Raw genomic sequence first — 25926 nt, 5'->3', positions numbered from 1 at the left:
ATTTGCGGCTCCGCCGCGTGGGCGCGACCAGCCCCCACCGGCCGGCAGACTACTTACTACCTGACCGCGCAGGACTAGGCTTCGGCTCCTGATGCGGCGCGCAAGCCGCACGCCGCTCAGGCAGCCGCCCCTCCAACAGATACGCGTCCAAGTACCCGTTGACACACTTGTTGGACCCCCCGGCGATCCCATGCGTCCCCGCATCCCGCTCAGTCACCAACACCGAGCCGGACAACCGCCGTTGCAACTCCAACGCCCCGTCATACGGCGTAGCCGCATCCCGCTCAGCAGCCATGATCAGCACCGGCGGCAACTCACCAGGACCGGTCCGCACATCGAGGGGCTGCTGACGCGGCGCGGGCCAGTACGCGCACGGCAGATTCATCCACACGTTGTCCCACGTCTCGAACGGCGCCACCCGAGCAAGCCGCGTGTTGTCCCGGTCCCAGACACTCCACTCGGTAGGCCAGGCCGCGTCATTGCACTCGACGGCCGTGTACACCGCGTTCCCGTTCTCCGCCTCGACGGCCGCCCCCGGCGTGGGCCCGGCTTGCTGGATCAACAGCTTCGGATCGCCCTTCAGATACGACGACAAGGCAGCCGCACTGTGCGGCCAGTAGTCGTCGTAGTACCCGGCGGACAGAATCGCGCCCTGCAACTGCGCAGGACCCACCTTCCCGCCCGCGGGCTTCTCCGCGAGCCGCGCCTCCGCCTTGCGGTAGCTGCCGAGGACCTTCTCCTCCGTGTCACCGAGCCCGTACACGTCGTCGTGCTTGGCGATCCACTCCCGGAAATCCGTCCAGCGGCCCTCGAACGCGGCCGACTGGTCGAGGTTGTTGCGGTACCAGATCTGCTCGGGGTCCGGGTTCACCGCCGAGTCGAACACCATCCGCCGTACGTGCGAGGGGAACAGCGTCGCGTACAGCGCCCCGAAGTAGGTCCCGTAGGACGCGCCCATGAACGTCAGCCGGTCCTCGCCGAGCGCGGCGCGCAGGACGTCCAGGTCGCGGGCGTTGTTGAGGGAGGTGTAGAAGCGGAGCTTGCTGCCGGAGCGCTTGGCGCAGCCGCGGGCGTAGGACTTGGCCTCCGCGATGCGTTCCTTCTTGTACGACTCCGAGGGGTAGGTCGGTGACTGCGAGGGGGCCTTGAAGAAGTGCTTGGGGTCCTCGCAGGACAGGGGTGCCGACTTGTCGACTCCGCGTGGGGCGTAGCCGACGAGGTCGTAGGCCGACGCGATGCGCTTCCACTCGGGGAGCATGCCGATCAGCGGGAAGTAGAGGCCGGAGGCGCCGGGGCCGCCGGGGTTGTAGACCAGGGAGCCCTGGCGGGGGACTCTGCGCTTGCTGTTGTGCGGGTCCTTGTGGGTGGCGCGGGCGCGGCTGACGGTCAGTCTGATCTGCTTGCCGTCGGGGTGCGCGTAGTCGAGCGGGACGGAGACGGTTCCGCACTCCATGGTGCCGGGCAGGTCCTGCGCGTCGGGGCACTTCCCGAAGGTGATGCCCGCCGACCGGGCGTGCGCGGCGGCGAGCGCGGTGCCGGTCGACTCCGCGGCGCCCGGGGCACTGGTGGCCGGGGCGGCGGCGAGGGTGGTCAGGAGCAAGGACCCGGCGGCCGAGTACAGGGCGGCGGCTCGCATGGTGGGGTATCCCTTCGGAGCACGGCAGCAACAAAAGGGATGTTTCGTTCGGCTGTTGGCGAAGGCAAGCACCGACGGGCGGTGTCGGCCCCAATGACCCCCGTGCGCCCCCGGGGAGCGCCTTCACGCTGTGGTCAGCGGCGCCACTCGTCGAACTGGCCGCGGTACTGCTCACGATGCGCGAACGCCGCCCGCAGATCCGGCTCGCCGACCGCGCGGATACCGCGTACCGCGACGGACGTCAGATACATACGGTCGTCCCCGCCGCCCGCGTGCCGCGCCAGCGTGCCCAGCAGCCGCTGACCGGCCGGGGAGGCCCAGCGCGAGTACGGGTGCACCTCGACCCGCGCGATGGCCAGACAGCTCAGCGTGAGGGCCAGCGGCAGCCCGAACCAGAGCGCGACCAGCCCCCGCGGCATCTCGGCCCCCGGCGTCAGCAGCGCGACCGCGCCCAGCGCGAGCACGACGAGCGCGGCGGCCCGCACCTGCCGTACCCCGGACGCAACCGTCGTACTGCTGCCGTCCGGTACGGCCAGACCCGCGTCGACGAGCCGGTCGGCGACGTCGCGGACCGCGTCCGTGGCCGCCGCGGTGGCCCGCACCGGGCCGATCCGGGACTGGCCCTCGGGCCCGATCGCGCCGATCACCGACCGCTCGATGGCGTCCCGGCCGCGCGGGTCGACGACGGTCGCCCAGCCGGTGTGCGCGAGCAGCAGCCGGTGCTGCCGCGCCATGGAGACCAGCGTCAGATCGGCGACCCGCGCGGGACCGCCGGACAGGAACGCAGCCTCGTAGAGCGTCAGATCATGTCCCGTGCCCGCGTCGTCCGCGTCGACGGCCGCCGCTCGCACGGCGGCCAGGCACAGCCGCGTGCACGCGGTGCCGGCGACGGCCCAGGCCAGGAGCAGAAGAAGGACCCAGAACATGCCAAGTTTCTATGCCAAAGGCCCAGTGCGACGCCATGCCTTGTTCACAATCCGGACGGAGCGTTGTCGGTATGTGACGTTCCGAATGTCCGGAAACGGACCACGGCCGAAACGGTTCTACGGCTGCGCGGACGGCTGGGGGCTGGAGGCGGCCGGCGGGAGTGTGTAGGTCGGCGAGACCGACGGGGCCAGCGGGACCACCTGACCGGGGTCTGCCGCGGCGGAGACGCTGGGCGCCGGCGAACTCGACGCCGCCATGTCCCGGGCCAGCTGGGCGAAGTCGACGTACCCGGTGGCCTCCAGGACCTTGATGTGGTCCAGGACGGTCGTGTTCGCGTCGTCGGCGAGGGCGCGGACCAGGGAGTTCTGCGTGGTGGCACGGACCTGCGCGACCACCGTGAAGACCCTGCCGTGCGCGAGGCGCAGGATGTTGGCGAAGTCGCGGTCGAAGTTCACGCCCTGCGCCGCGTTCAGCGTGGCGAGCCACTGCTGTTGCTGCGCGTTGGGCTGGTTGGGCAGCGGCACCCCGAGCTGCGCGGCGACGTCCCGCACCCGCTCGTCGAGGAACGTGTGGCCCTCGATGAGGTGCTGCCCCGCCGTCCGTACGGCAGCGGTCGTGCCCTTCTCCTCGGCCTGCTGCCCGGCCGGCAGCTCCCAGAGCCCGGCCAGCCGGACCTTGGTGACGAAGTCCCGGTCCAGCGCGGACAACGGCCCGTACCGCGTCGTCACGGTCTGGTCGCTGAGCACGTTGGCAGCGGTCGTCCCGGACCGGTCGGCGTAGGACCAGACCGGGAAGATCAGCGCGGCCAGGGTCGCGGTCAGGCCCATGACGATGACGCCGGTGCCACTGAATATCCCTCGGCCCTGTACGGGGGGTCGCGGTCTCATGGGGTGCCTCCTGTTACGGCACCGCACGGGAGTGTGCTTTTCGTGCGCCTCTCGTGCGGGACCGCAATATTACTGTGGAGTCACTGTCACCTTCCAAGGCCCCTGGTCGGCGCCGCCCGAGCCCCTAACGGCGCAGCAGCACCCGCCGGGTGGCACGCGCGAGCCGGACCGCGGGCCGCGTCGAACGCGGGACGGGCCCCGACCGCTCCAGCCACCACTCCCGCAACTCCCGCCGCACCTCCGCGTCCTCGGGCCCGCCCGACAGCAGCAACTGCCCGGCGAAGTCCAGCGCGTCCCGCCGGTAACCGCCGGTCATCGGGTGCGAGTGCGCGTACGCGAGGAACGCCGGCCGGTACAACTCCCCAAGAATCTCCGGCAGTTCGGGAGCCACCTTCGCCACGACATCGGCCCGCTTCACCCCGAGCGCCCGCGCCTGCACACCGAGCCGCACACGGTCGAACCCGTCGGGGACGGGGGTCCCGGCGACCAGGGCGGAGAGGAGGGCGGTCTGGCCGAGGGCGAGGCGTTGGCGGGCGCAGTCGGAGATCCGGGGTGCGGCCGGGGGAGCGAGTGCCGGTGCCGGTGGTTCTACGGTCCGTACGGCCTGCGCTTCCCGCACCCGCACCCTGCTCGCGGCCGACCGCGCCCACCCCTTGGTCAGCGCTCCCTGAATCGCCTCCAACTCCCGCTCCAGCTCGGCCGGTTCGGGGAAGTTGTCGTCGCGCTCCAGCAGCACGCCGGGCGGGGAGACGCGGGACGCGAGGTCGGTCAGGATGGCGAGGACCGGGGCGGGGACGGGGTGCGCGTGGGTGTCGTGCCAGACGCCGTCGCGTTCGACGCCGCCCGCGACATGGACGTACGCGATGGCCTCGACGGGGAGTTCGGCGAGGGCCTTGGCCGGGTCCTCGCCGCGGTTGACGTGGTTGGTGTGCAGGTTGGCGACGTCGATGAGGAGCCGTACACCGGTGCGGTCGGCCAGGTCGTACAGGAACTGGCCCTCGGTCATCTCCTCGCCGGGCCAGGCGAGGAGCGCGGCGATGTTCTCGACCGCGAGCGGGACGGGCAGGGCGTCCTGGGCGATGCGGATGTTCTCGCAGAGCACGTCGAGGGCGTCGCGGGTGCGCGGTACGGGCAGCAGGTGGCCGGCTTCGAGGAGCGGGGAGGCGGTGAGGGGGCCGCCCGCGCGGACGAACGCGATGTGCTCGGTGACCAGCGGCGATCCCAGCGCCTCGGCCCGTTCGGCGAGCGCCGTCAGCCTGGCCTCGTCCGGGCGGTCGGCGCCGCCGAGGCCGAGGGAGACGCCGTGCGGGATCACGGTCACGCCGCGTTCGCGCAGCCGTAGGAGGGAGTCGGGGAGGTGGCCGGGGCAGACGTTCTCGGCCACGGCCTCGACCCAGTCGATGCCCGGCATGCGTTCCACGGCGTCCGCGATCTCCGGCCGCCAGCCGATGCCTGTTCCCAGTCGCTCCATCGTCCGTCCCCGTCCTCCAGGAAATTCATCAACTCCGTAGGGCCGCTGTTCCGGCGTGACGGAGGTATCGCCCCGGCGCCGGGCCCCGAACCCCGCTCGCGTCACCTTCAGAGCAACATTTGAGGTTCGGGGAGCGGTCTCCTAGCCCAGGACGCCGTTCGAGTCGACCGGATCCGGGCGGCCGGTGTTCACCGTGCCCGGTGCCGCCGGGGACGGCCGCGAGGTGGTCCGGATGTTCGGGCTCGCCTCGGCCACGGGGGCCGAGGGCGCCACCTGGCCGGGCGCCGGCGCGGCGGGGCCGGTCGGGCTGGCGGTCGAGGCGTTGGCGATCTCGTTGGCGATGGCGTCGAAATCGACCCGGCCGGTCTTCTCCAGCACCGTGATGTGGTCGAGCACGGTCTGGTTGGCGTCCGAGGCGAGCTGCCGTACGAGCGTGTTCCGCGTGGTGTTCCGTACGGCGCCGATGGCCGGGAAGATCTTGCCGTGCGCGGCGCGCAGCAGGTTGGCGAACTTGTACTCGTACTCGGCGCCGGTCGCCGCGCTCATCTCCCGCAGCCAGCCCTGCTGTTGCTCGTTCGGCACGTTCGGCAGCGCGACCCCGAGCTGGGCCGCGATGATCCGCACCCGCTTGTCGAGGTCGGTGTGGCCGACGATGAGGTGGTCACCGGCCTCCTTGATCGCCTGGCTGGGCGCCCGCTCGATCGCCTGCTGCCCGGCCGGCAGCTCCCACAGCCCGGCCAGCCGCACCCGCACGATCAGATCCCGGTCGGCGGCCGTCAACGGCCCCCACTCGGTGTTCACGGTGCCCGCCGCCACGTTCGCCTGCCCGGTACCCGCCCGGTCGGCGTACGACCACACGGGAAAGACGAGGGCACCGGTGGTGGCGAAAATGGTGGCGATGAACACAGCCGTACCGTTGATACGACGCATGGGAGCCTCCCGGGGGAACCAACTGGTCGTTGGAGAAGTTGACGCGTGGCCAGTGCCAGGAGGTACGCGCGGGCATGTCCCCTTGTTCAAAGGGAGGTCGGCTTTGCTCAAAGGGCAGGCAAAGGAAGCGAGTTCGGCAGCCCTTCGCCGGTCCTGTCGTCAGCCCTTCGTCGGCCAGTCCTCCGGCGTCCGGCCCAGCAGTCGCAGCGCCTCGTCGAGCGGGCCGGCGTCCGGCGGTATGTCGAGCGGCGGGGCGAAGGCGAACTCCGGTCCGCGTACGGCCGGTTCGATGGGCACCAGTCGGGCCACCACCAGGGCGATGTCCAACACGTCGTCCGACAGGTCCAGTTCTACGCCGAGGGTGGCGGCGACGTCCCAGGCGTGGACGACGTAGTCGATGAAGTGGAAGCCGATCGCCGTCCGGCCGGGGAAGCTCGCGCCCAGCTCCGGCAGCGCGAACTCCCGCCCGGTGGCGCCGGGTTCGGCGAACGCGGCTAGGACGGCGGTGGCCGCCGCGCGATGCGTCCGGGCCGGCTGGCTCATGTCCTCGGGCTCCCGCCAGTACGCCCTGTCCTGACCCGCTCCTCGCGCGGCGGCCGCGAACCCGTGGTGCTGCGCGGCCATGTGCGCCACGAGCCGCCGCAGGTCCCACCCCGCGCAGGGGGTGTCCCGCTCCCAGTCCTCCTCCTGCGCCAACTCCACTACGCGCAGGGCCTCGTACACGGCGATTCGGTCGAGCTCGACGATGTCCGTTCCGGTGGTGGTCATGAGGCTTGAGCCTAAAACTGTGCGAACGGTCGTGCTACTTGTTTTCGGCCGAAGTGGGGAGAGGGGAAAAGCGTTGGGTGCGGGGAGGTGAAATGCCGTGTATGTCAGGTGACTTGGGGGGCCGTCGAAGGATCCGTGGCCGCACATCGAAGCCGGGCCGCTATGCCGACGCGGGCCCGGCGGTACACGGTCTCCTCGTCGTGCAGTACGGAGAACGCGTTGGACGTCTCCATCAATGCGACGATCTCGAAGGCGAGTTGGGGTATGTCGGTGTCGGCCCGCAACTCGCCGGAGTCCCGGGCCTCGGCGGCCGTCCGCTCCACGAGGGCCATCCAGTCGCGCTGCGCACGGACCATCGCGTCGTGCACCGGCCCGGAGCGGGCGTCGAACTCGGCGATGACCCCGTAGAAGAAACAGCCGCCGGGGAAGACCCGTCCCCGCGAGTACTCCAGCCACAGCTCGCACAGCCGCCACAACCTGCCTACGCCGACCGGGACTTCGGCGGCGGGCCTGATGACCTTCTCCGTGTAGATGCGGGCGGCCTCGCGCACGGTGGCCAGTTGCAGCTCCTGCTTGGAGCCGAAGAGCGCGAACACCCCGCTCTTGCTGAGCTGAAGTTCGGTCGCCAACCGGCCTACGGAGAGCGCCTCCAGGCCCTCCACGGAGGCTATGTCGACGGTGCGGCGCAGGATGAGCCGCCGGGTGCGGTTGCCCCGCTCGACCCGGCCGTCGAGTCGTGTCATCGGCGCATCCCCGTCAGGTGTCCTTGTCGCTCCGCCCGCTCTCATGGTGGTCCACCCTAAGCAACACGGGGGAAACGGACCCTTCTTAGGATGCGGCACGTGCACCTGATCGTCCTGGACGCCCCCACCGAGTGGAGCCGCTTCGCCGAGGGCTCCGTCGAACGCCGCATGCTGCTCGCGCTCGGCGACCACCTCGGCACGCCGCTGCGCCCGAAGCCGCTCATGCTGCCCGACGGCAGCCGGGTCGAGGTCGAGGGCATCGACGCCGCATGCCGCGTGCTCGTCCAACTGGTCGGCAATCAGGGTGCGTACAAGCCCGCCTACCGCAACAAGGTCATGGCGGACATGTTCAAGCTGCTCTGGCTGCGGGAGTCCGTGCCGACCGCCGAGCGTGCGGTGCTGCTGGTCAGCGAGCTGATCGTGCAGGCGCTCGGCGGCTGGGTGGCGCGGGCCGCGGCCGACCTCGGGATCGAGATCCACGTCTTCGACGGCAGCGCGGTCGCTCCGCTGCGATCTTCCGCGAAGCCAGACGTAAAACGCCCGTAACAGTCAACTGCGCCGACCCGAAACACAATCTTCCTACGGTCGGGGGCACCTAAGCGGATTTCCGCGTGGCAGTCAGTCGCACTCGCTACGCACGCTCTCCGACTTCCAGGATCGGGCACTTGTGCCCGCGACATGGATGGGAGCGTGAAGGTGACTGGTACGCCAGCACTCGAACTGCGGTCGGTACGACGGGTCTACGGCTTCGGGTCCACCGCGACCACGGCCCTCGACGACGTCCACCTGACGGTGCCGTCGGGCCGTTTCGTCAGTCTCATCGGCCCCAGCGGCTGCGGTAAGTCCACCCTGCTGCGGCTCGTCGCGGGCCTCGAACAGCCGGACCTCGGCGAGGTGTTGGTGCACGGGGTGACGCCGGCGGAGGCGTGCGCGGCCAAGATGATCGGCCTTGTGCCGCAGAGCCCGGCGTTGCTGCCCTGGCTGTCCGTTCTGCGCAACGTCACGCTGCCGCAGAAGATCAACCGGGGTGCGGGGAAGCGGCGTGAGCGCATCGCCGACTTCGCCGAGCGGGAGACGGCGGTTCCCGACATGGAGGAACTCCTCGTCAAGGCCGGGCTCGGCGACGCCCTGCACAAGCTTCCGGCCCAGTTGTCCGGCGGCATGCGCCAACGCGCCGCGATCGTGCGGGCGTTCGGGCTGCAGCCGGATGTGCTGGTCATGGACGAGCCCTTTTCGGCGCTGGACGAGTTCACCCGCGAGAGCCTTCAGGACCAACTCCTCGATCTGTGGGAGGAGTTGCGGACGACCGTGCTGTTCGTCACCCACTCCGTGTCCGAGGCCGTACGGCTCTCCGACACCGTCGTCGTCATGGCGCCCAACCCCGGTCGCATCGTCGAGAGCATCGATGTCGATCTGCCTCGGCCCCGCGGTGAACGGCTCTTCGGAGAACGGCGGTTCCACGAGTACGAGGACCTGGTTCGAGAGCGGCTGCGGCGCGCGTGGAGCAGTGAAGCGGCGTGAGTGGGGGCGTGAGGGACGTGACCGTTGCCGACGAACGCACCACGGAAGCTCCGGCGGGCGGGACGACCGGCAGGGCCGGGAAGCGGCCGCCTGTCGAACCGTCCCGGTTCAGTCTGAAGCACCCCAGGTCGCGGATCGCGTGGGTTCGGCCGGCCGTGTGGTTGCCGCTTGTCGTGATGCTGGTGCTGCTGGGCGGGCTGTGGCATTGGGGAGCTGAACAACTTCCGTATTTGCTGCCGCCGTTGTCCGATGTCGGTGGTTCGCTGTCCGATCAACTCGGTTACTACGTCCACAACGCGCTTGTCACTCTTGGTGAGGCTACGGCCGGGCTGGGGATGGGGTTCGTCGGGGCGTTCGTCCTCGCGGTGCTGACGAGTGAACTTCCGTTGGTGCGGCGGGCGGTGATGCCGATCGCTGTTGTTCTCAATGTGACGCCGTTGGTTGCCATTGCGCCGGCGCTTGTCGTGGCTTTCGGGTTCGGGCTCATGCCCAAGCTGATCATCACTGGGCTGATCTGTTTCTTTCCGATTCTCATCAACACGGCTACGGGGTTGCGTTCGGTGCCGCAGCAGGTGTTGCAGGTGTATCGGACGATGGATGCGAGCCGGGTTGAGTTGTTGTGGCATGTGCGTGTGCCTCATGCTCTGCCGTATCTCTTTGCCGCGCTGCGGATTGTCTTTCCGCTGTCGATCATTGGGGCGGTTGTCGCGGAGATGTCGGCGTCCGGGTCTACGGGGGGACTGGGTACCGCGATCAGCGTTGCCTCCTCCATGAATCAACTTCCTGTTGTTTACGCCTCGATCCTCGTGCTCGCGGTGATGGGCGTGCTGTTGTTGCTCGCGGTGACTGTCGTTGAGCGGCGTGTGCTGCATTGGCACGACAGTACGGATTGAGCCTGACAGCACGGTTTTTGTCTGCGGGCCGGTGGGGGCTGGTCGCGCAGTTCCCCGCGCCCCTAAAAGGGGCGCCTGTCTGGGCCCTCGTTCATCAATTCACCGGCTCTTCAGCCAGTTTGGAGTCCGCTCATGCCTTGCTATCGCCTCACCAGATCTGCCCTCGTCGCCGCCGTTATGGTGCTCGGAGTCGCCGGATGTGGATCCGGGTCGGACGACAGTACGTCCGCCGGTTCGGCAGGTTCCGCTATCTCTGCGAAGCGGTGTGCGGAGAACAAGGCTGCCGGGAAGATCACGTATCTCTCCGGGTATCAGTTCCAGTCCTCCGTCTCGATTCTTGAGTACATCGCGGCCGCCAAGCTCGGCTACTTCAAGGACCTTTGCCTCACCGTCGATCTCAAGCCCGGTAGCGGTGACACCGCGCAGAACACCAAGCTGCTTGCCGGTGGGCAGGCGACCGTGTCTGCGATCTCCGAGCAGGATCTGATCCAGGCGCAGGCCAACGGGATTGACATCAAGGGGATTTCCTCTTACTCGAATGCCGGGCTCGATATTTTGATGACCAACAAGGACATCACCGATCTGACCCAGTTGGACGGGAAGGTTGTCGGGCACAAGGGGTATGTTCCCGCTGCCGTTGAGGCGATGTTGGTCAAGGCTGGTGTGAAGTGGGACTCGCTCAAGTTGGTCAAGGAGGGGTACGACCCCTCTGTGCTGCCGCGTAAGCAGGGTGGTCTTGAGGCGCTCACCGGGTTCATTTCCAACGAGCCGAATCAGCTGAAGGCGGCCGGCAAGGACGTCACCGTGTGGAAGCCGGTCGACTACAAGATTCCTAGTTCGATCGGGGCGATGGCGGTCAACCCGGCGTTCGCCAAGGCGCATCCGCATGCCGTCGAGGACATTCTGCGGGCCGCGCTGCACGCGTACGCGTACTGCTCCGCCAGTGAGGCGCACATCACCGAATGCGTTGGGTACGCGGCCAAGTTGTCCGGGCCGACCTACGACAAGAAGCTGAACGCGACGATCTGGAAGACCGAGACGCAGGTCGTCAAGGAGAACCCGACGCCCGGGCAGCCGCTGGGCGGTGTCGATCCCGACAACGTGACCCAACTCGTCGCCATGCTGCACCAGTTCAAGATCGTGCCGAGCAGCGTGACCGCGGCCAAGGCCACGGGGTGGTTCGACACCTCGTTCGTCAAGGACATCTACAGCGGCGGCAAGCTCGTCTGGCCCGCGCCGTAACAACGCAAGAAGCCCGCAGAGCCGTAGAAAGGTCCGTGACGTGCCCGCGAAAGAGTATGGAATCTTCCTTCCCATCGGGAACGGCGGCTGGATGCTGTCCACCACCGCGCCGCATCCCGAGGCGACCTACGCGTACAACAAACGTGCCGCCGTGCACGCGGAGAGCATCGGGCTCGACTTCGTGATGTCGATGGCCAAGTGGCGTGGTTTCGGCGGGAGTACGGACCACTGGGGCCGTTCGCTGGAGTCGATGACGATGATGGCGGCGCTCGCCGAGGCGACCAGTCGGGTCAAGATCTGGGCGACTCTGCACGCGAACGTCCACAATCCCGCGATCGCGGCGAAGATGCTCACCACGCTTCAGGACATCTCCGGTGGTCGCGCCGGGATGAACATCGTGAACGGGTCGTACGCGGGGGAGTTCGAACAATTCGGGGACTGGGACCCGGAGTTGAGCCACGAGGACCGTTATCGGATGACGGAGCTGTGGACGGAGGCGGTCACGCGGCTGTGGACCGAGGACTCCGTCACGCTGCGCACGCCGTACTTCGACCTCGTCGACTGCGAGTCCCGGCCGCATCCGGCGAGCCGGCCGACCCTCATCAGCGCGGGGCGGTCCGAGGACGCGCGGCGGTTCCAGGCGCGGTACGCCGACGGTGCGTTTCTCGCCGCCGACAGCCTCGACGACATGCGGTCGCTCTCGGCCGACGTGCATGCGCGGGCGAAGGCCAACGGCCGTGTCTGCAAGACGTATTCGATGCTCACCGTCGTCCAGGACGACACCGACGAACTGGCCGTCAAGAAGGTCAAGGAGTGGGGTGTCGGCGTCGACCGCGAGGCGCTCGCCCATATGCGGCACACCTGGGGCGTCCCCGCCGATCAGGCCCGCGCCTGGGCCGACGGCGCCGACGGGGAGGCGGCCTTCCAGACGCCGTATGTCGCCGGCAGTGCCCGTACGGTCACCGAGCACATCGAGTACATCGTGCGGGAGGCCGACCTCGACGGACTCATGCTGATCTTCCCGGAGTACGACGAGGACATGCTGCTGTTCGGCGACACCGTACTGCCCGAGCTGCGCGCCCGCGACGAGGTGGCGGCCTGATGTCCGACCTGCGGGACAGACAACTCGCCCAGCTCACCGGGCCGTTCAACGGGCCCGCGCTCGTCGTGGTCGACGTCCAGCGCGACTTCGCCGACCCTGAGCGGCTCGGGGCGTACGGCCTGACGGACGCGGCGCTGGAGACCCTGGAACGGACCGTCACCCGGATCGCCGAACTCGTCGACACCGCGCGCTCCGCCGAAGTGCCGGTCGTTTGGGTCGAGTTGGGCAGCGACCCGGCACGGCCCTGGCGGTCCAGCAACTGGCTGCGCGAGGGCGACTACGACGCACCCATGAGCCCGGACGAGCCGTGCCGGGTGGGAACGGTCGGCGCCGAGTGGTATCAAATGCAGCCGAAGGAAGGGGAGTTGCGGGTCGTCAAGCGCGGTTACAGCGGCTTCCTCGGCACCGATCTCGACGCGCGACTGCGCGCCGCCGGCCACGACTGGCTCACCGTCGTCGGTCTGACGAGCGAGTGCTGTGTGTACGCCACCGCGCAGGACGCCGTCCAACTCGACTGGCCCGTCGTCGTACCGCAGGACACGACGACCGCCTACGACCAGCACGTCAACGCCGCCGCCCTGTTCCAACTGGGCCTCAACGTGGCCGTATTGAGCGACGCCGACGAAGTGGCCGAGCTGTGGAAGAAGGCCGCGCGATGACCGGAATGCACATCGGCTACGACCTCTCCTTCACCCACACCGAGGGCGCCTGGGCGCGTCAAGGCTCTTGGATCGGGCGGGACTTCCCGGACGTCCGGATGTTCATGGAGCTGGCGCAGACCGCCGAACGCGCGGGCGTGGGGCTGCTGTTCTTCGGTGACGGCAGCGGTATCCCCAGCACCTGGCGGGGCAGCATCGCACCGGCCGTGGAGTGGGGCATCCAGTGGCCGCGCCACGACATGGCGCCGGTGATCGCCGCGATGTCCACGGTGACGGAGAAGGTCGGCTTCGGGCTGACGTACTCCTCGACGTTCATGCATCCCTTCTACGTGGCACGGCTGTTGAACTCGCTCGACCATGTGACCGGCGGCCGGATCGCCTTCAACGTGGTCGCCTCGACGCGCGGCGCGGACGCGGCCAACTACGGGTTCGCCGAGCTGATGGACCACGATCTGCGGTACGAGCGGATGGAGGAATTCGTCGACGTCTGCCGGGCGTTGTGGGACTCCGTCGCGCCGGACGCCATCGTCCGCGACCGCAGCACCGGACGGTTCGCCGACCCCGCGAAGGTGCACCCCATCGACCACGACGGGCGTTTCTTCACCGTCAAGGGACCGCTCGCCTCCGTACCCGGTCCGCAGTACCACCCGCTCATCGTCCAGGCGGGCAACTCGCCCCGGGGCATTGCCGCTTCGGCCCGTTTCGCCGACCTCGTCTTCGGCTTCGGCGGCAACCTCGCAGGGCAGCAGCGCCACCGCAAACTGCTCGACGAGGCCCTCCTCGCCGAGGGCCGGGACCCCGAACACGTCGGCATCCTCTGGGCGACCCAGGTGATCGTCGGCCGCACGAAGGCCGAGGCGTCGGCGCGGTGCGAGGCGGTGCACGAGTTCTGGAACGAGGAGGCAGTCGCCACCTACCTCTCGCACAACGCCGGCTACGACTTCTCGACGCTTCCGGCCTCCTTCCAACTGGGGGAGCTGCGCGACGAGTTGGCCGCCGCCAACGCGAGTCCCGCCGGGATCGTCGGCTCGCTCGTCACGGAGTTCGGCGCGGACCACACCATGAGCCGTAGCGATTTCTTCGAGCACGGGCGGGGGAGGGCGACGGGGGTGGACCACAGCATCGTCGGCGATCCGGCCGCCGTAGCGGACGCGTTGGAGGAGAACTTCGACGCGACGGGAGCACGTGGTGGCTTCATGTTCTCCAGCCCGCTCGCCATGCCCTCCGGCTTCGCCGCGATCAGTGAGCTGCTGCTGCCCGAATTGCGTCGTCGCGGTGCGCTCGCGCCGGCGTACCAGGGGCCAACTCTCCGCGAGAACCTGGCAGTTTGATATGCCCGCGGTGAGTGTGGGCAGGGAGGAGGGTGCGGGCGCGCGGCGTGACTGGCTCGCTCTCGGCAGCCTCTGCACCGGGTTCTTCATGCTCCTGCTGGACAGCACGATCACCTCGGTCGCGCTGCCGTCCCTCATCACCGGACTGCACACCGACGAGACCGCCGCGATGTGGGTCAACAGCGGCTATCTCATCGCCTACGCCGTGCCGTTGGTCGTCGCGGGGCGGTTGGGGGATCGCTACGGGCATCGGCGCGTCCATCTGGTCGGTCTTGCGGCCTTCACGCTCGGGTCGCTGCTGTGCGCAACGGCCGCCTCCATCACGGCACTTGTGGCATGGCGGGTGGTGCAGGGCGTCGGTGCCGCGCTGATGACACCGCAGTGTCTGACGCTCATCAAGGCGTTGTTCCGGCCGCCGCGTCTTGCCATCGCGCTCGGTGTGTGGGGTGCGGTGGGTGGAGCGGCGGTGGCTGTCGGGCCGTTGCTGGGCGGGTTCCTTGTCGCCGCCGGAGGTTGGCCCGCTGTGTTCTGGGTCAACGTGCCGGTCGGGGTTGGTGCGTTGGTGGCCGTGGCCGTGTTCGTGCCGGTGCTGCCGCGGCAGGAGGCGCGTATCCCGGTGTGGGCGATCTGCGCGAACGCCAGCGGGGTCGGTGCGCTGGTGATCGGTATCCAGGGGACGGATGCGGCGTCGAGTGGTGAAGTGCTGGGCGTGCCACGGTGGTTGCTCGTCGTCGTGGGTGTGGTGGTCGTCGCGGCGGTGGTGTGGTTTCAGCGGCGCGACGGTCAACGCGCCCTGGTGCCGGTCGAGTTGTTGCGCAGCCGGGGGTTCGTCGTCGCGGCCTGGGCCGGTGCCGCCGCTGCCTTCTGTTCCGGGTCGGCGATGATTCCGCTGATGCTGTACCTCCAGCGGGAACGCGGGCTGGATGCCGGCGCCGCTGCCCTCACCCTCGTACCGATGGGCGCGGTCTGCCTGTTGGGGGCGCCGGTGTCGGCCCGGCTCAACAACGGGATCGGGGCCCGCGCGGTCGCCGTCATCGGTTCCGGCGCCCTTGTCCTGTCCATCGGGACGTCGGCGGTGCTCGTCGCCACGGACGCGCCGATCTCCGCACTGACCGCCACCTTCGCGGTGTACGGGGTCGCCAACTCCTTTGTCTGGTCGCCCCTTTCAATCGCCGCGGTGACCTCGGTCGGGCCGGACGAGGTCGGGGCGGCGTCCGGAACCTTCAACGCCATGAAGCAACTTGGGGCGGTGCTCGGCAGCGCGGTGTGCGCGGTGCTGCTGGCCGGGCACGGCTACGCGGTCACGCTCGGCGGGCTCGCGGCGGTCGGGGTGCTCTGCCTCCTCGCGTGCGCACTCCTGCGGACCGAGCCTCCCGGCAACGGGCCCCTGTCGGTGTCCGCCGCGCCACAACTACCCACAGGAGTCGCGTGATGAAGCCTGACGAGGTCTCATGAGGCCCGATGCGGACGGGGGTTGCACGATGACGGCAAGCGAGGGCATGGCAGGCCTGGAGGATCTGGACGGCGTCACCTCGGATCCCGGGGAGATCACGAGGGCGTTCTCCGGGTTCCCGTCGGGCGTCGCGGCCCTCGCCGCGCGCGTCCACGGCGAGCCGACCGTCATGATCGTCTCGTCGTTCGCGGTCGGCGTCTCCCACAACCCGCCCATGGTCTCCTTCGCCGCCCAACACACCTCGACCACTTGGCCGTTGCTGTCCCGCGCGCAGACCATCGGCATCTCCGTCCTGGGCGAGGGGCACAGCGACAAGGCCCGCCAACTCGGCTCCCGCAGCAAGGCGGCCCGCTTCGCCGACCTGCGCACGGTGGAGGCGGAGTCCGGCGCGATCTTCCTCGACGGTGCGCCGGTGTGGCTGGAGTGCGTCGTGGAGCACCGTTATCCCGCCGGGGACCACGACATCATCGTGCTGCGGGTGCTGGCGATGCGGTCCGACGACGAGCGGAGTCCGTTGGTGTGGCACCGAAGGACCTTGAAAATGCTGGGTAGTTGAGGTGCTTCACCTTGGGGAGGGGCTTGTGGCGGGCGGCCTGCGCCGAGTCCGCCGTAACCGCTCGGGAAGTGGCCTGCGGTAGTCGGGCAGCAGACGTTGGGCGAGGAACGCGGACTTCAGGAAGGCGCGGACGGCACGCTCGCGGCGAGGGGAGAGCCAGCCGATCCGGTGGAGCCGGCAGACCCGCTCGCCGGCCAGATACCGGGTCAGGTCTCTGCCGAACGCCCGTAAGGGGATGGGGAACCAGTACTCGGCGAAGAACTCCATCATCGCGGTCGCCACGCGGTGGCCGGACTCCGTCTCCTCGTAGGGCCGGGACTCAAACTTCAGGGCGAACTCGGTCATCGCGTCCCAGTCCTCGGGGAACGTCTCGTCGGCCAGCGGGCCGGATTCGCGCTCCAGGAGGCGGAAGAGGGTCTGCGCCCAGCGATGCCAGGCGGTCTTCATGTTCTCGCTCGTACCGGGCAGGCCCAGCGAGGTCTGCAGACGGTCGGCGGACGTGGCCAGCAGGACCAGGGGATAGACGAAGTCGTCGACGTCGTCGAAGTTGCCGGGCAGGTGCGGTGTCGCACGGGCGATCGCCAGGTGGATGCGGTTGAGCCGCTCGGCGGCCTCGCGACCCGCGGCGCTGGACAAGCCGTCCACCATCCAGGCCATCAGGAACTCGTTGCCGTCCTCGAAACGCCGCCGGGGTCTCGTCTCCAGCTTCCCGGTGTGGGCCAGCGTGGCGGCGCCGAAGCCGGGCTGCATCATGCGCATCGTGCCCGGATAGACCATCATCGCCAGCGCGAACTCGGGGACGCGGTGGCCGACGTAGAGCGAGATCATGCGCTCCCAGTCGGTGTCCGGGTCCATCCGGGCCAGTTCGCGGTCGACCCACTTGTAGCCACGGCGCACACCCTGACTCACGGTCGTTTCCCCCTCGTGGACTTTCAGAAGGGGGACGCTCCGGCGGGGCTGTCCGATGCCACGATCCGTCGTGATCTGAGTCACCTCGACCTCGCCTCGGCCTACCTCGACGTCACCTCGACCGTGAGTCAGGGTGTGCGTCGTGGTGTGAGTCATGGGTCTCCACCCGAGGGTGGAGCCGCTGAATCAGCCCGTGGGTGGTGGTGGTCGACGCAGGTCGGGGCGCAGCCTTGTGCCATGGGCTCACTACATTCCGCACTCGTCGCTCTCACCGGCATCTGTGTCGCGATCTTCGTCGTGGCCTGGATCGCGGGCGCCGTCTACTTCGGCGTGATGAGCGGGTCCGGGCTGAGCGGCTGGGCGCGCGGCCTGCGCCGCACCCTGCCCCGGCGGGTGCTGCTGTTGGTGGGCGCCTATGCCTTCTCCCTGCTGATCAGACACTCCCCGGACTCCTTCTGGCACCACCTCCAGTACTGGCAGCCCGAGCTGGCGATCCTGGGTGCGGTGCTCGCCGTCGCCTCCACCGCCCTGCTGCTGTGGGCCCGTTGGGTGCTGGGCGTCATGTGGGCGAGCATCCCGCTGGTCCACGAACACCACGAACTGCGCACCGAAGGCCCGTACCGAATAGTGCGGCACCCCATCTACACCGGGCTCCTCGGCCTGGTCCTCGGCGGGATGCTGGCCTGCGGCTTCGGCGTATGGATCGTGTTCCTGGCCGTGGCTGTGCCGTGGTTGCTGCGCCGGGTGCGCACAGAGGACGGGATGATGGCCGGGCAGTTCGGGGCGGCCTACGACGCCTACCGCGCCCGCGTTCCGGCGCTGATCCCGTGGACCCGGCCCGGTCGGGTCGGACCCCGGACCGTCGACAGCCGGTAGGGGTGGTCCGGGTCGGTCGTGTAGTTGTCACCGGTGTCAATTTCCGCCCCAAGAGCGGGAGTTGACGGGGTCACCTGTCGGATTGCTGTCATCCCGGTGCCACTGTTGCCCATGTCCACAGCTCGTCACTAACGTGCTCATGGAGATTTCAAAGGGAAATCTGATGGAGGGTCTGCAATGCCCCTGCCAGAACGCCCGGCCACGTGTCCTCGGCCCTCACGGCGACCGCTCCCGCATCGCTCTGTCCGCCGACGAGGCGCGACCATTCCGGCTGACCGGCTGACCGGCTGACCGGCTGACCGGCTGACCGGCCGCCACTGACGTGCCCGTGGGCTGTGCCCCTGAGCCGTCCTTCCTCCCCCCCCAGCTGTCACCCCCCACCCTTCTCCAGGCATGTCCCCGCCCGGAGCAGAAGGAGAGTTCCGTGAACTCCACGCACAGTGAGCCTCTGGATTACCTCGTGGTCGGTGCCGGGCCCGCCGGGCTCCAGCTCGGGCAGTTACTCCAGGCGGCCGGGCACGGATACCGGATCCTGGAGAGCGGTCACGCCCCCGGCACGTTCTTCGGCACCTTCCCCCGCCACCGCAAGCTGATCTCCATCAACAAGGTCCACAACGGCACCGACGATCCCGAACTGAACCTCCGGATGGACTGGAACTCCCTGCTGTCCCCGGACCCGGACCTCCTCTTCGGTCGTTACAGCAAGCGCTACTTCCCGCACGCCGACGACCTGGTGCGCTATCTCGCCGACTTCGCCGAGACGTTCAAGCTGGACATCGCCTACGACACCCGGGCGGAGCGGATCCGGCGCGACGAGGACGGCTTCACCGTCACCGATCAGCACGGTCACGAACACCGCGCCCGTCGGTTGATCATGGCCACCGGACTGACCCGGCCCAACACCCCTGACATCCCCGGCATCGAGACGGCCGAGGACTACTCCGTGGTCTCCGTGGACCCCGAGGACTTCATCGACCGACGTGTCCTGATCATCGGCAAGGGTAACTCCGCCCTGGAGACCGCTGACAACCTTGTCGAGACCGCCGCCGTCATCCATGTCGCCGGCCCGCACTCCATCCGCATGGCCTGGAACACCCACTACGTCGGCCATCTCCGCGCGGTCAACAACAACTTCCTCGACACCTACCAACTCAAGTCGCAGAACGCCCTGTTGGACGGAAACGTACTGTCCGTCGAGAAGGACCCCGACGGCATGTACCGCGTCCGCTTCAGCTTCTCCCGGGCCAATGAGGTCGTGAAGGAACTGCGCTACGACCGGGTGATCGTCTGCACCGGATTCCGCTTCGACGCCTCGGCGTTCGACCCGGCGAGCAGTCCCACCCTGGTCATCGACGACCGCTTCGCCGCCCTCTCCCCGGCCTACGAGTCGGTGAACGTGCCCGGCCTCTACTTCGCCGGAACGCTCATGCAGCAACGCGACTTCAAGAAGTCCACCGGCGGCTTCATCCACGGCTTCCGGTACGCCGTACGCGCCCTGAGCCGCATCCTCGACGAACGCCATCACCAACAGCCCTGGCCGCAGCGGCAGTTGGAGAGTGACCCGGCCGCGCTGGCCGACGCCGTGGTGGCCCGGGTCAACCGCAGCTCGGCACTGTGGCAGCAGTTCGGCGTCATCGGGGACCTGATCGTCACACCGCCCGGCGAACCGGCCCGGTACCACGAGGAGGTGCCGGTCGCGTACGCCCACGAACGCCAACTCCCCGACAGCGGCGACTACTTCACCGTCTCCCTGGAGTACGGCCCCGACCACGACAAGGTCGACCCCTTCGACATCACCGTGCGCCGCACCGCCCAGAACTCGGTCGACGACGCCTTCGACGCGGCGTACCTGCACCCGGTGATCCGTCACCACGGCGGCGGTGGCGGTGAACTTCTCGGCACCCATCACATGGCCGAGAACCTGGAGAACCATTGGGACGACCCGGAGGTCCACCACGCCCCGCTGGCCGCGTTCTTCGCCCGCGAGCTGGACCGTCGGCCGACTCCGACTCCGGCTCCGGCGGGGCGGTGAGCGGCGTGCGGTACACCGTCCGCGACTTCGAGACCGTGGCGCGCGCCGAACTGGACCCCGTGTACGCCGACTTCATCGCCGGCGGGGCGCGGGACGAGATCACCGTACGGGCCAACGAGGCGGCGTTCGGGCGGCTGCAGTTGCTGCCTCGGGTGCTGCGGGGGAGTGCCGAACGGGAGTTGGGCATCAGCTTGTTGGGCAGCCGGGCGAGCCTGCCGGTCCTGCTCTCCCCGACCGCCTTCCACAAACTGGTCGATCCCGAAGGGGAGTTGGCGACCGCCCGGGCCGCGGCCGCCGCCGGCGTGATCATGATCGTGGCCATGGCGTCCACGGTGGCGGTGGGCGAGATCGCCGACGCGGCGCGCGCGGCCGGCGACGACGTGTCCCTGTGGTTCCAGCTCTATATCCAACCCGACCTGGACATCACCGAGGCGCTGGTGCGGCGGGCCACCGACGCGGGGTGCACCGCACTGGTCGTCACCGTGGACTCCCCGGTGCTGGGCGCGGGCGAGCGCAACCGGCGCAACGGCTTCCACGACCTGCCACCCGGCCTGCGCTGCGAGAACCTGGTGGACCTGCGCGACGGAGAGCGCGGCCACGTACGCCAGATCGCCATGTCCCCGGAGCTGAACTGGGAGCACGTCGACTGGCTGCGCGGCATCACTTCCCTGCCCATCCTGCTCAAGGGCGTCCTGCACCCCGAGGACGCCCGGCTCGCGGTCCGCCACGGGGTCGACGGGCTGCTGCTGTCCAACCACGGCGGCCGCCAACTCGACACCGTCCCGGCCACGTTGGAGCTGCTGCCCGAGATCCTCGCCGCCGTCGAGGGCCGCATCCCGGTCGTGCTGGACGGGGGAGTCCGGCGCGGCACCGACGCGGTCAAGGCACTGGCGCTCGGCGCCTCCGCCGTGGGCATCGGCCGGCCCGTGATGTGGGCGCTGGCCGAGGGCGGCGAGAAGGGCGTCCGGCGTCTCCTCGAACTCCTGCGGGACGAACTCGACGACACCCTCGCCCTGTGCGGGGCGTCCGGACTCGCCGACCTGACACCCGACCTGGTCCGGACGCCCACATGGGGTCCCCTGCCGGGTCCGGCCGTGCCGCCCGGGGCGGACCGACGATTCGGCGGGGTGGTCGCATGAGCCCCACCGCTTGGCTCGTCATGGTCCTGGCCGTGATCCTGGTGGCCGGTCTGCCCTACTGGCTGCCCAGGATCGTGATCGCGCTGCGGGTGCGGATCTTCGCCTGGGTGGGCGGCGAGGAAGGGGTCCGGGCTCCGGGCAGGGAGGTGCCCGCCGAGGAGTTCAAGAAGGTGTACGGGCATCCGGCGGCCAACGGCCGCAGCCGGGGCGCCGCACTCTCCGACCTGTTCTGGTACTGGCTCGCGCCGGGCCCGGAGGTGCACCAGGAGCACCTGGAGCCGGGTCCGCGCTACGACGACGTGGCCCGGACCACCCGGCAGATCCTGGCCGGGCTGTCCAGGGAGCAGTGGACGGAGCTGGTCGGCCGCTGCACCCGCCGGGTGCTCGACGAACTCGACGGCCACGCGCGTGTGCAGCAGGTCAGACTGCGCGACCTGATGATGCCGGTCTGGGCCGAGGTCTACTACGAGGTGGTCTTCCGCGCACCCTGCCCACGGCATGTCCGGGACCTGATCACCGGCAACGCGGACGACGTGGTGAGCGCCCTGAAGTGCACCCGCCTGCGGCACATGGACCGCCGGGCCCGCCTCACCGCCCACCTGCGGGACCGGCTCGCGCACGATCCGCCGCCCGGTCCGCTGCCGACGACACTCACCGCGCGCGAGCAGGCGTACTACCTCCAGGGCACGTTCTTCAACACCGCGGTCGTGCAGATGTCGGAGGCGATGGCCCACCTCCTGCTGGCCCTCGCGGCACACCGCCCGGTCCAGGACCGACTGACGGCCGGCGAGGCGGACCCGGACTTCCTGGACGGGGTCATCAACGAGACGCTCCAGCACTTCCCGCTCTTCGGAGTGGCCCACCGGATCACTTCGGGGGAGATCCCCCGGGACGGACGCGACCCCATCCCGGCCGGCTCGGTCCTGCTGTTCAACTACCCCGAATACCAAGGATCCGGGGCCGCCCCCTTCGACCCGGACCGATGGCTGAACCCGGGCACCAGACCCTCCGCCTTCATCCCGTTCGGGGTGACCGCCAATCGTCCCTGCCCTGCGCGCGGTTTCGCCGTCCTCACCATGCGGGTCGCCGCCGAAGAGGTGCTGCGCCGCTTCCGGTTGGACTCCTCGGTGGAGCACACCCGGTCCCTGCCCAGCCGCGGTCCCTGCCTGCTCGTCGCGCGCACCGGAGCCGGGGGTGCCCGGTTGCGGACCCGGCTCGCGGTGATGCGTCTCGCCGACAGCTGGGAGGGCGTCTGGCGCAGCCTCGTCCAGCTCGTCCTCGGCAGCTACATGGTGTGGGACGCGCGGCGCCAGGGCCTGTGCAGGAACTACTTCGCCGCCGCGCCCGGCGGCTCCGCCACCTCTGTCCCAGCCGGCCGTTGAGAGGACCGAGACCATGACTCCCGTGGAGCTCGCTCCCGCCTTCTTCCTGGCCGTCGTCGTGATCCTGCTGACCTGCCGTCTGGTCGTCCTGCTGGCGGGCCGCTTCGGTCAGCCGCCCGTGGTCGGCGAGATGATCGCCGGCGTACTGCTCGGCCCCTCCCTGTTCGGGCTGGTCGCCCCGGGGGCCTCTGCCCACGTCTTCCCGCCCGAGCTGAAGCCCGTGCTGTACGTGGCCGGCCAGATCGGTCTGGTGGCCCTGATGTTCGGTGCCGGTTACGAGTTCCGGGCGCACGCGGGACGCGGCCTGGCCGGCACCGCCGCCGCCGTCTCCTCGGCGGGGGTGGGGATCCCGCTGGTCCTGGGTGTAGGCCTGACCCTCGTGGCCCACGGCCATGTCGGCATCTTCGTCGACGGGGTCTCGGTCTGGGTGACGGCGGCGTTCGTCGGCGTCGCGCTGGCGATCACCGCCTTCCCGATGCTGGCCCGGATCATCACCGAACGCGGGCTGGCCGGTTCGCGGTTCGGTTCACTCGCCCTGGCCTCCGGTGCCACGGACGACGCCGTCGCCTGGATCATGCTGGCGGGCGTGCTGAGCGTGGCCTCGGGCAAGGTGCGCCCCATCCTGGAGGCCGTCGGCGGCACCCTGCTCTTCGTCGCCGTACTGCTCCTGCTGGGGCGCCGTCTGCTGGCCTGGGTCGTGAACCGCCCCGGCCTCGGCGACGACACCCGCCTCCTCTTCACCGTCGCCCTGCTGTTCTGCGCGGCCTGGTTCACCGACATCAGCGGCCTGTACTCCGTGTTCGGGGCGTTCTGCGTGGGGATGGCCATGCCGCGCGGCGAGGCGTCCGAACGGCTGGTGCGGACCACCCAGTCCGTGACCCAGGTGGTGTTCGTGCCGATGTTCTTCACCTACTCCGGCCTGAACACCCGCTTCGACGTCTTCTCGGACCCGCCTGTGCTCGTGTTCGGGGCGGCCGCGGTCGTCCTGGCGGTGATCGGAAAGTTCGGCGGTTGCTGGGCTGCCGCCCGGCTGCGCGGCGAACCCGGCCCGGTGGCCGTCCGGGTCGGCGCCCTGATGAACGCCCGCGGTCTCATGCAACTGATCGCGCTCAACATAGGCCTGTCGGCCGGCATCGTCAGCGAGGAACTGTTCACCGCACTCGTCCTCGTCGCCCTGGTCACCACGGTCATGACAGTCCCGGTACTGAGCCTGCTGGACCGCCGCGACGCCAGATCCCAGGTGTCAGCGGAGGCACCCGAGGGCGAGGAGGAGGTGGCGGCGGCGCCGAGTTGAGCGGGCGGATGCGGATGTGAGGTGCCGGACGGAGTGGCGCACCGGGCACGAGTCCGACGCCGGGATCGTCACGCCGAGGGGTTCAACGCCTGCGCGGCGCCGAGAAGTTCGACGATCGCGCGGCGCCAAAGGAGCGCCGGCCGACCAGCCGTCGCCCCGACCGGGCACCCCCGACACGGCCGTACGTTTTCCACAACGGGCCCTGCAGGCAACTCAGTTGCGCTGCCTCAGCCTCGTCGCCTCAGCGCCGGATGTTCCGTCACGACGGTCGCCGAGCCCGGCGCGATCTCCGTGAAGCCCGCGTCCTTGACCAACGGCAGCCCGCTGGCGGTGAGTTCGGCCCACCGGGCGGGGGCGGCGGTGCGGACCGAGAGCGGGAAGCCGGCCTCGCGCCAGGCGGTCCGCTCCTCGTCCGACAGTTCCCACCAGGCGAGTTGGGCGCCGTGGCCGGTCTGGGCCATGGTCTTGCCGGCGGACATGTCGAGGTCGGGGTTGAGCCAGAGCACCGGTGCCGTGGGGTCCGTGTCGGCCGGCGGTTCGGGGTCGTCGAGGTCGGTGCCGGAGACCTGGAGCCGGGCGAGGTCCTTGGGCCAGCCGTCGAGCGGAACGGGCGGGAAGACCCGTACCTCCGCGGACTTGCCGGTCACGGTGATGCCCGGCAGCGCCTCGGCCCGCCGCCACTCCGCCCCGCGCGCCCGCCGGACCACCTTCCGGATCCGCGCGTCCTGCCAGTCCCGCATGACCTGCGCCCACTCCCCGTCCCCGACGGCCCGCTCATCACTCAGGATCGTCAGCACAGCCCGAGCGGCCGTCTCCAACGCGTCGGTACGGGCCGGGGGAGCGTCCCGCTCGATCCGCACGACCAGAGGCAGCACGAACTGCGGAGCCTCATCACGCACGGTGGGCTCATTGAGAAAGGGGTCGGCGCCGTCGCCGGAAACGGTGGAGTCACTGATCACCCCCATAGTCTGCCAGCCAAAGAAACGGCTCCTGGAAGCACCGCCAAGGGGCCGCACCCCAGGGGCGCGGGGAACTGCGCGACCAGCCACAACGGGCCCGCACCCGCAAACCACCCACCACCCCCACGGCGGTCACGCGAGAAGATCGACCGCCGCTCACCCCGAACAGGCGGTGCGCTGTGCCTCCTGCCACTCGCAGACGGGGCACAGCGTGATCCCTTTGTGCGACTCCGGGTACTCGGTCGGCTCCCGGCACAGCACACACTCCGCGTACGCCGGCGCCGGCTCTTCGTCGCTCATGCGACCAGCGTACGAGGAGTGCACGACCCTCAGTCGACCTCGGTCGACCTCAGCGGTGCCGGCCGGTGGCCCCGATCAGCTCGGAGACCTTCACGAACCGGTACCCCTTCTTCCGCAGCTCGGGCACGATCATGCGGACGGCACGCTCGGTCGCCGGGGCCGCGCTGCGCGTGCAGTGCATGACGACGACAGAGCCGGGCTTCACCCCCTCCAGCACCTGTTGGGCCACCGCGTCCGAGTCCGTCGCGAACGCGTCCCCGCTCACCACGTCCCACTGCACCGCCGTGACACCGACCGCGCTCAGCGTCTTCAGCGCCCGCCGGTCGTAACACCCGCCGGGGAAGCGGAAGTAGGGCATCGCGTTCGGCACGCCCGCCTTCTTGAAGGCGGTGTACGCCCGCTCCACATCCGCCTTCATCCGGTCCGGGGCGACGGTCGGCAGGCCGTAGCAGTCACCGGTGAAGGCGTAGTGGCTGTAGGAGTGGTTGGCGATCTCGAACTGCGGGTCGCGTCCGATGGCGCGGGCCTCGGCCGGGTACTCGTCCGCCCACCGCCCCGTCATGAACACGGTCGCCGGCACCTTCAGCGTGCGCAGCGTGGAGATCAGCTGCGGATTGTCGAAGTGCTCGCCCTTCGCCGCGCGCGGCCCCTCGTCGGCGGTCATGTCCGCGTCGAAGGTCAGCGCGACGGTCTTGCCGCCCGCCCGCGGACCGTTCTTGAAGACCGGGGCCAGACCGGCGGGACCGGGCGCGAGCGTGGGCGGCCGCGACACGGCGGCGGTGGGCGCGCTGGGCGCCGGACGGCTGGCGTGGGGCGCCGAGGGGGCCCCGCAGGCGGTGAGCGCGGCGCCGAGTGCACAGGCGGCGGCGACTCGTCGTACTCGAATGGTCACCGAGCGAACGTAACGCAGTAAAGG

Annotated in this window: 25 protein-coding genes; 14 read left to right on the top strand and 11 right to left on the bottom strand. The window is 69.6% G+C overall.

Annotation, left to right across the window (positions count from 1 at the left end; translation table 11 throughout):
- Positions 1-49: 49 nt before the first annotated feature.
- From ACIBK4_RS22525 to ACIBK4_RS22495, 7 genes are all read right to left on the bottom strand, one after another.
- Positions 50-1636 (bottom strand): alpha/beta hydrolase, encoded by a 1587-nt coding sequence (locus ACIBK4_RS22525; RefSeq protein WP_398996799.1) that lies wholly within the window; start codon positions 1634-1636, stop codon positions 50-52.
- Positions 1637-1770: 134 nt separating this feature from the next.
- Positions 1771-2562 (bottom strand): TIGR04222 domain-containing membrane protein, encoded by a 792-nt coding sequence (locus tag ACIBK4_RS22520; RefSeq protein WP_398996797.1) that lies wholly within the window; start codon positions 2560-2562, stop codon positions 1771-1773.
- Between the two features lie 117 nt (positions 2563-2679).
- On the bottom strand, positions 2680-3450 hold the full coding sequence (locus tag ACIBK4_RS22515) for a DUF4142 domain-containing protein (RefSeq protein WP_398996795.1): 771 nt from the start codon (positions 3448-3450) through the stop codon (positions 2680-2682).
- Positions 3451-3574: 124 nt separating this feature from the next.
- Positions 3575-4921, bottom strand: coding sequence for a DUF692 domain-containing protein (locus tag ACIBK4_RS22510; protein WP_398996793.1), 1347 nt, complete (start codon positions 4919-4921; stop codon positions 3575-3577).
- Between the two features lie 141 nt (positions 4922-5062).
- Positions 5063-5851, bottom strand: coding sequence for a DUF4142 domain-containing protein (locus tag ACIBK4_RS22505; protein WP_398996792.1), 789 nt, complete (start codon positions 5849-5851; stop codon positions 5063-5065).
- 159 nt (positions 5852-6010) lie between these two features.
- Positions 6011-6619, bottom strand: a complete 609-nt coding sequence (locus tag ACIBK4_RS22500; RefSeq protein WP_398996790.1) for a TIGR03086 family metal-binding protein — start codon at positions 6617-6619, stop codon at positions 6011-6013.
- A 104-nt stretch (positions 6620-6723) separates the two neighbouring features.
- Positions 6724-7407: a TetR/AcrR family transcriptional regulator gene (locus ACIBK4_RS22495; RefSeq protein ID WP_398996788.1), complete on the bottom strand. Its 684-nt coding sequence runs from the start codon at positions 7405-7407 to the stop codon at positions 6724-6726.
- A 45-nt stretch (positions 7408-7452) separates the two neighbouring features.
- On the opposite strand from ACIBK4_RS22495, the gene ACIBK4_RS22490 reads away from it, so the two are divergent.
- The 9 genes from ACIBK4_RS22490 (at position 7453) to ACIBK4_RS22450 (ending at position 16119) form a co-directional block, all read left to right on the top strand.
- On the top strand, positions 7453-7908 hold the full coding sequence (locus ACIBK4_RS22490; RefSeq protein WP_398996786.1) for a hypothetical protein: 456 nt from the start codon (positions 7453-7455) through the stop codon (positions 7906-7908).
- Positions 7909-8058: 150 nt separating this feature from the next.
- The gene (locus ACIBK4_RS22485) at positions 8059-8883 is read left to right on the top strand and encodes an ABC transporter ATP-binding protein (RefSeq protein ID WP_398996784.1); all 825 of its coding nucleotides are present in this window, start codon (positions 8059-8061) and stop codon (positions 8881-8883) included.
- A gap of 17 nt (positions 8884-8900) precedes the next feature.
- Positions 8901-9776, top strand: coding sequence for an ABC transporter permease (locus ACIBK4_RS22480; RefSeq protein ID WP_398996782.1), 876 nt, complete (start codon positions 8901-8903; stop codon positions 9774-9776).
- A 132-nt stretch (positions 9777-9908) separates the two neighbouring features.
- The gene (locus ACIBK4_RS22475; protein ID WP_398996780.1) at positions 9909-11018 is read left to right on the top strand and encodes an ABC transporter substrate-binding protein; all 1110 of its coding nucleotides are present in this window, start codon (positions 9909-9911) and stop codon (positions 11016-11018) included.
- Positions 11019-11058: 40 nt separating this feature from the next.
- Positions 11059-12120 (top strand): LLM class flavin-dependent oxidoreductase, encoded by a 1062-nt coding sequence (locus ACIBK4_RS22470; RefSeq protein WP_398996778.1) that lies wholly within the window; start codon positions 11059-11061, stop codon positions 12118-12120.
- Positions 12120-12779, top strand: a complete 660-nt coding sequence (locus ACIBK4_RS22465) for a cysteine hydrolase family protein (protein WP_398996776.1) — start codon at positions 12120-12122, stop codon at positions 12777-12779. The genes ACIBK4_RS22470 and ACIBK4_RS22465 overlap by 1 nt, the downstream gene beginning before the upstream one ends.
- Positions 12776-14110, top strand: coding sequence for an NtaA/DmoA family FMN-dependent monooxygenase (locus ACIBK4_RS22460; protein ID WP_398996774.1), 1335 nt, complete (start codon positions 12776-12778; stop codon positions 14108-14110). Before ACIBK4_RS22465 ends, ACIBK4_RS22460 begins: the two co-directional genes overlap by 4 nt.
- Before the next feature lie 10 nt (positions 14111-14120).
- Positions 14121-15542: an MFS transporter gene (locus ACIBK4_RS22455; RefSeq protein WP_398996772.1), complete on the top strand. Its 1422-nt coding sequence runs from the start codon at positions 14121-14123 to the stop codon at positions 15540-15542.
- 49 nt (positions 15543-15591) lie between these two features.
- Entirely contained in the window at positions 15592-16119 is a 528-nt protein-coding gene (locus ACIBK4_RS22450) for a flavin reductase family protein (RefSeq protein ID WP_398996770.1), read from the top strand.
- Between the two features lie 6 nt (positions 16120-16125).
- Here ACIBK4_RS22450 and ACIBK4_RS22445 read toward each other — a convergent pair whose 3' ends face one another.
- Positions 16126-17028: a DUF2236 domain-containing protein gene (locus ACIBK4_RS22445; protein WP_398996768.1), complete on the bottom strand. Its 903-nt coding sequence runs from the start codon at positions 17026-17028 to the stop codon at positions 16126-16128.
- Between the two features lie 237 nt (positions 17029-17265).
- On the opposite strand from ACIBK4_RS22445, the gene ACIBK4_RS22440 reads away from it, so the two are divergent.
- The 5 genes from ACIBK4_RS22440 (at position 17266) to ACIBK4_RS22420 (ending at position 23751) form a co-directional block, all read left to right on the top strand.
- Positions 17266-17904, top strand: a complete 639-nt coding sequence (locus tag ACIBK4_RS22440) for a methyltransferase family protein (RefSeq protein WP_398996766.1) — start codon at positions 17266-17268, stop codon at positions 17902-17904.
- Between the two features lie 424 nt (positions 17905-18328).
- Entirely contained in the window at positions 18329-19936 is a 1608-nt protein-coding gene (locus ACIBK4_RS22435; protein WP_398996764.1) for an NAD(P)-binding domain-containing protein, read from the top strand.
- A gap of 5 nt (positions 19937-19941) precedes the next feature.
- Positions 19942-21075, top strand: coding sequence for an alpha-hydroxy acid oxidase (locus ACIBK4_RS22430; RefSeq protein WP_398996762.1), 1134 nt, complete (start codon positions 19942-19944; stop codon positions 21073-21075).
- Entirely contained in the window at positions 21072-22457 is a 1386-nt protein-coding gene (locus ACIBK4_RS22425) for a cytochrome P450 (protein WP_398996760.1), read from the top strand. The genes ACIBK4_RS22430 and ACIBK4_RS22425 overlap by 4 nt, the downstream gene beginning before the upstream one ends.
- Before the next feature lie 13 nt (positions 22458-22470).
- The gene (locus tag ACIBK4_RS22420; protein WP_398996758.1) at positions 22471-23751 is read left to right on the top strand and encodes a cation:proton antiporter; all 1281 of its coding nucleotides are present in this window, start codon (positions 22471-22473) and stop codon (positions 23749-23751) included.
- A 227-nt stretch (positions 23752-23978) separates the two neighbouring features.
- Here the strand turns inward: ACIBK4_RS22420 and ACIBK4_RS22415 are convergent, their stop codons facing one another.
- The 3 genes from ACIBK4_RS22415 to ACIBK4_RS22405 form a co-directional block, all read right to left on the bottom strand.
- Positions 23979-24716 carry an aminoacyl-tRNA hydrolase gene (locus ACIBK4_RS22415; protein ID WP_398996756.1) on the bottom strand — a complete coding sequence of 246 codons (738 nt, stop codon included), beginning with the start codon at positions 24714-24716 and terminating at the stop codon, positions 23979-23981.
- A 150-nt stretch (positions 24717-24866) separates the two neighbouring features.
- Positions 24867-25010 (bottom strand): hypothetical protein, encoded by a 144-nt coding sequence (locus tag ACIBK4_RS22410; RefSeq protein WP_393031453.1) that lies wholly within the window; start codon positions 25008-25010, stop codon positions 24867-24869.
- A gap of 49 nt (positions 25011-25059) precedes the next feature.
- Positions 25060-25902, bottom strand: coding sequence for a polysaccharide deacetylase family protein (locus ACIBK4_RS22405; protein WP_398996754.1), 843 nt, complete (start codon positions 25900-25902; stop codon positions 25060-25062).
- Positions 25903-25926 lie beyond the last annotated feature (24 nt).

This window comes from Streptomyces sp. NPDC050528 (assembly GCF_044457795.1).
Lineage (GTDB): Bacteria > Actinomycetota > Actinomycetes > Streptomycetales > Streptomycetaceae > Streptomyces.
The sequence above is the reverse complement of the archived record's forward strand: the minus strand, read 5'-3'. Positions and strand labels throughout refer to the sequence as shown.

What these genes read in the sequence shown, in the direction of transcription:
- ACIBK4_RS22465 (WP_398996776.1), top strand. Translation starts at nt 12,120, where the DNA reads ATGTCCGACCTGCGGGACAGACAACTCGCCCAGCTCACCGGGCCGTTC.
- ACIBK4_RS22505 (WP_398996792.1), bottom strand. Translation starts at nt 5,851, where the DNA reads ATGCGTCGTATCAACGGTACGGCTGTGTTCATCGCCACCATTTTCGCC.
- ACIBK4_RS22500 (WP_398996790.1), bottom strand. Translation starts at nt 6,619, where the DNA reads ATGACCACCACCGGAACGGACATCGTCGAGCTCGACCGAATCGCCGTG.
- ACIBK4_RS22475 (WP_398996780.1), top strand. Translation starts at nt 9,909, where the DNA reads ATGCCTTGCTATCGCCTCACCAGATCTGCCCTCGTCGCCGCCGTTATG.
- ACIBK4_RS22420 (WP_398996758.1), top strand. Translation starts at nt 22,471, where the DNA reads ATGACTCCCGTGGAGCTCGCTCCCGCCTTCTTCCTGGCCGTCGTCGTG.
- ACIBK4_RS22450 (WP_398996770.1), top strand. Translation starts at nt 15,592, where the DNA reads ATGACGGCAAGCGAGGGCATGGCAGGCCTGGAGGATCTGGACGGCGTC.
- ACIBK4_RS22410 (WP_393031453.1), bottom strand. Translation starts at nt 25,010, where the DNA reads ATGAGCGACGAAGAGCCGGCGCCGGCGTACGCGGAGTGTGTGCTGTGC.
- ACIBK4_RS22515 (WP_398996795.1), bottom strand. Translation starts at nt 3,450, where the DNA reads ATGAGACCGCGACCCCCCGTACAGGGCCGAGGGATATTCAGTGGCACC.
- ACIBK4_RS22415 (WP_398996756.1), bottom strand. Translation starts at nt 24,716, where the DNA reads ATGGGGGTGATCAGTGACTCCACCGTTTCCGGCGACGGCGCCGACCCC.
- ACIBK4_RS22525 (WP_398996799.1), bottom strand. Translation starts at nt 1,636, where the DNA reads ATGCGAGCCGCCGCCCTGTACTCGGCCGCCGGGTCCTTGCTCCTGACC.
- ACIBK4_RS22460 (WP_398996774.1), top strand. Translation starts at nt 12,776, where the DNA reads ATGACCGGAATGCACATCGGCTACGACCTCTCCTTCACCCACACCGAG.
- ACIBK4_RS22440 (WP_398996766.1), top strand. Translation starts at nt 17,266, where the DNA reads ATGGGCTCACTACATTCCGCACTCGTCGCTCTCACCGGCATCTGTGTC.
- ACIBK4_RS22490 (WP_398996786.1), top strand. Translation starts at nt 7,453, where the DNA reads ATGCGGCACGTGCACCTGATCGTCCTGGACGCCCCCACCGAGTGGAGC.
- ACIBK4_RS22520 (WP_398996797.1), bottom strand. Translation starts at nt 2,562, where the DNA reads ATGTTCTGGGTCCTTCTTCTGCTCCTGGCCTGGGCCGTCGCCGGCACC.
- ACIBK4_RS22510 (WP_398996793.1), bottom strand. Translation starts at nt 4,921, where the DNA reads ATGGAGCGACTGGGAACAGGCATCGGCTGGCGGCCGGAGATCGCGGAC.
- ACIBK4_RS22495 (WP_398996788.1), bottom strand. Translation starts at nt 7,407, where the DNA reads ATGAGAGCGGGCGGAGCGACAAGGACACCTGACGGGGATGCGCCGATG.
- ACIBK4_RS22425 (WP_398996760.1), top strand. Translation starts at nt 21,072, where the DNA reads ATGAGCCCCACCGCTTGGCTCGTCATGGTCCTGGCCGTGATCCTGGTG.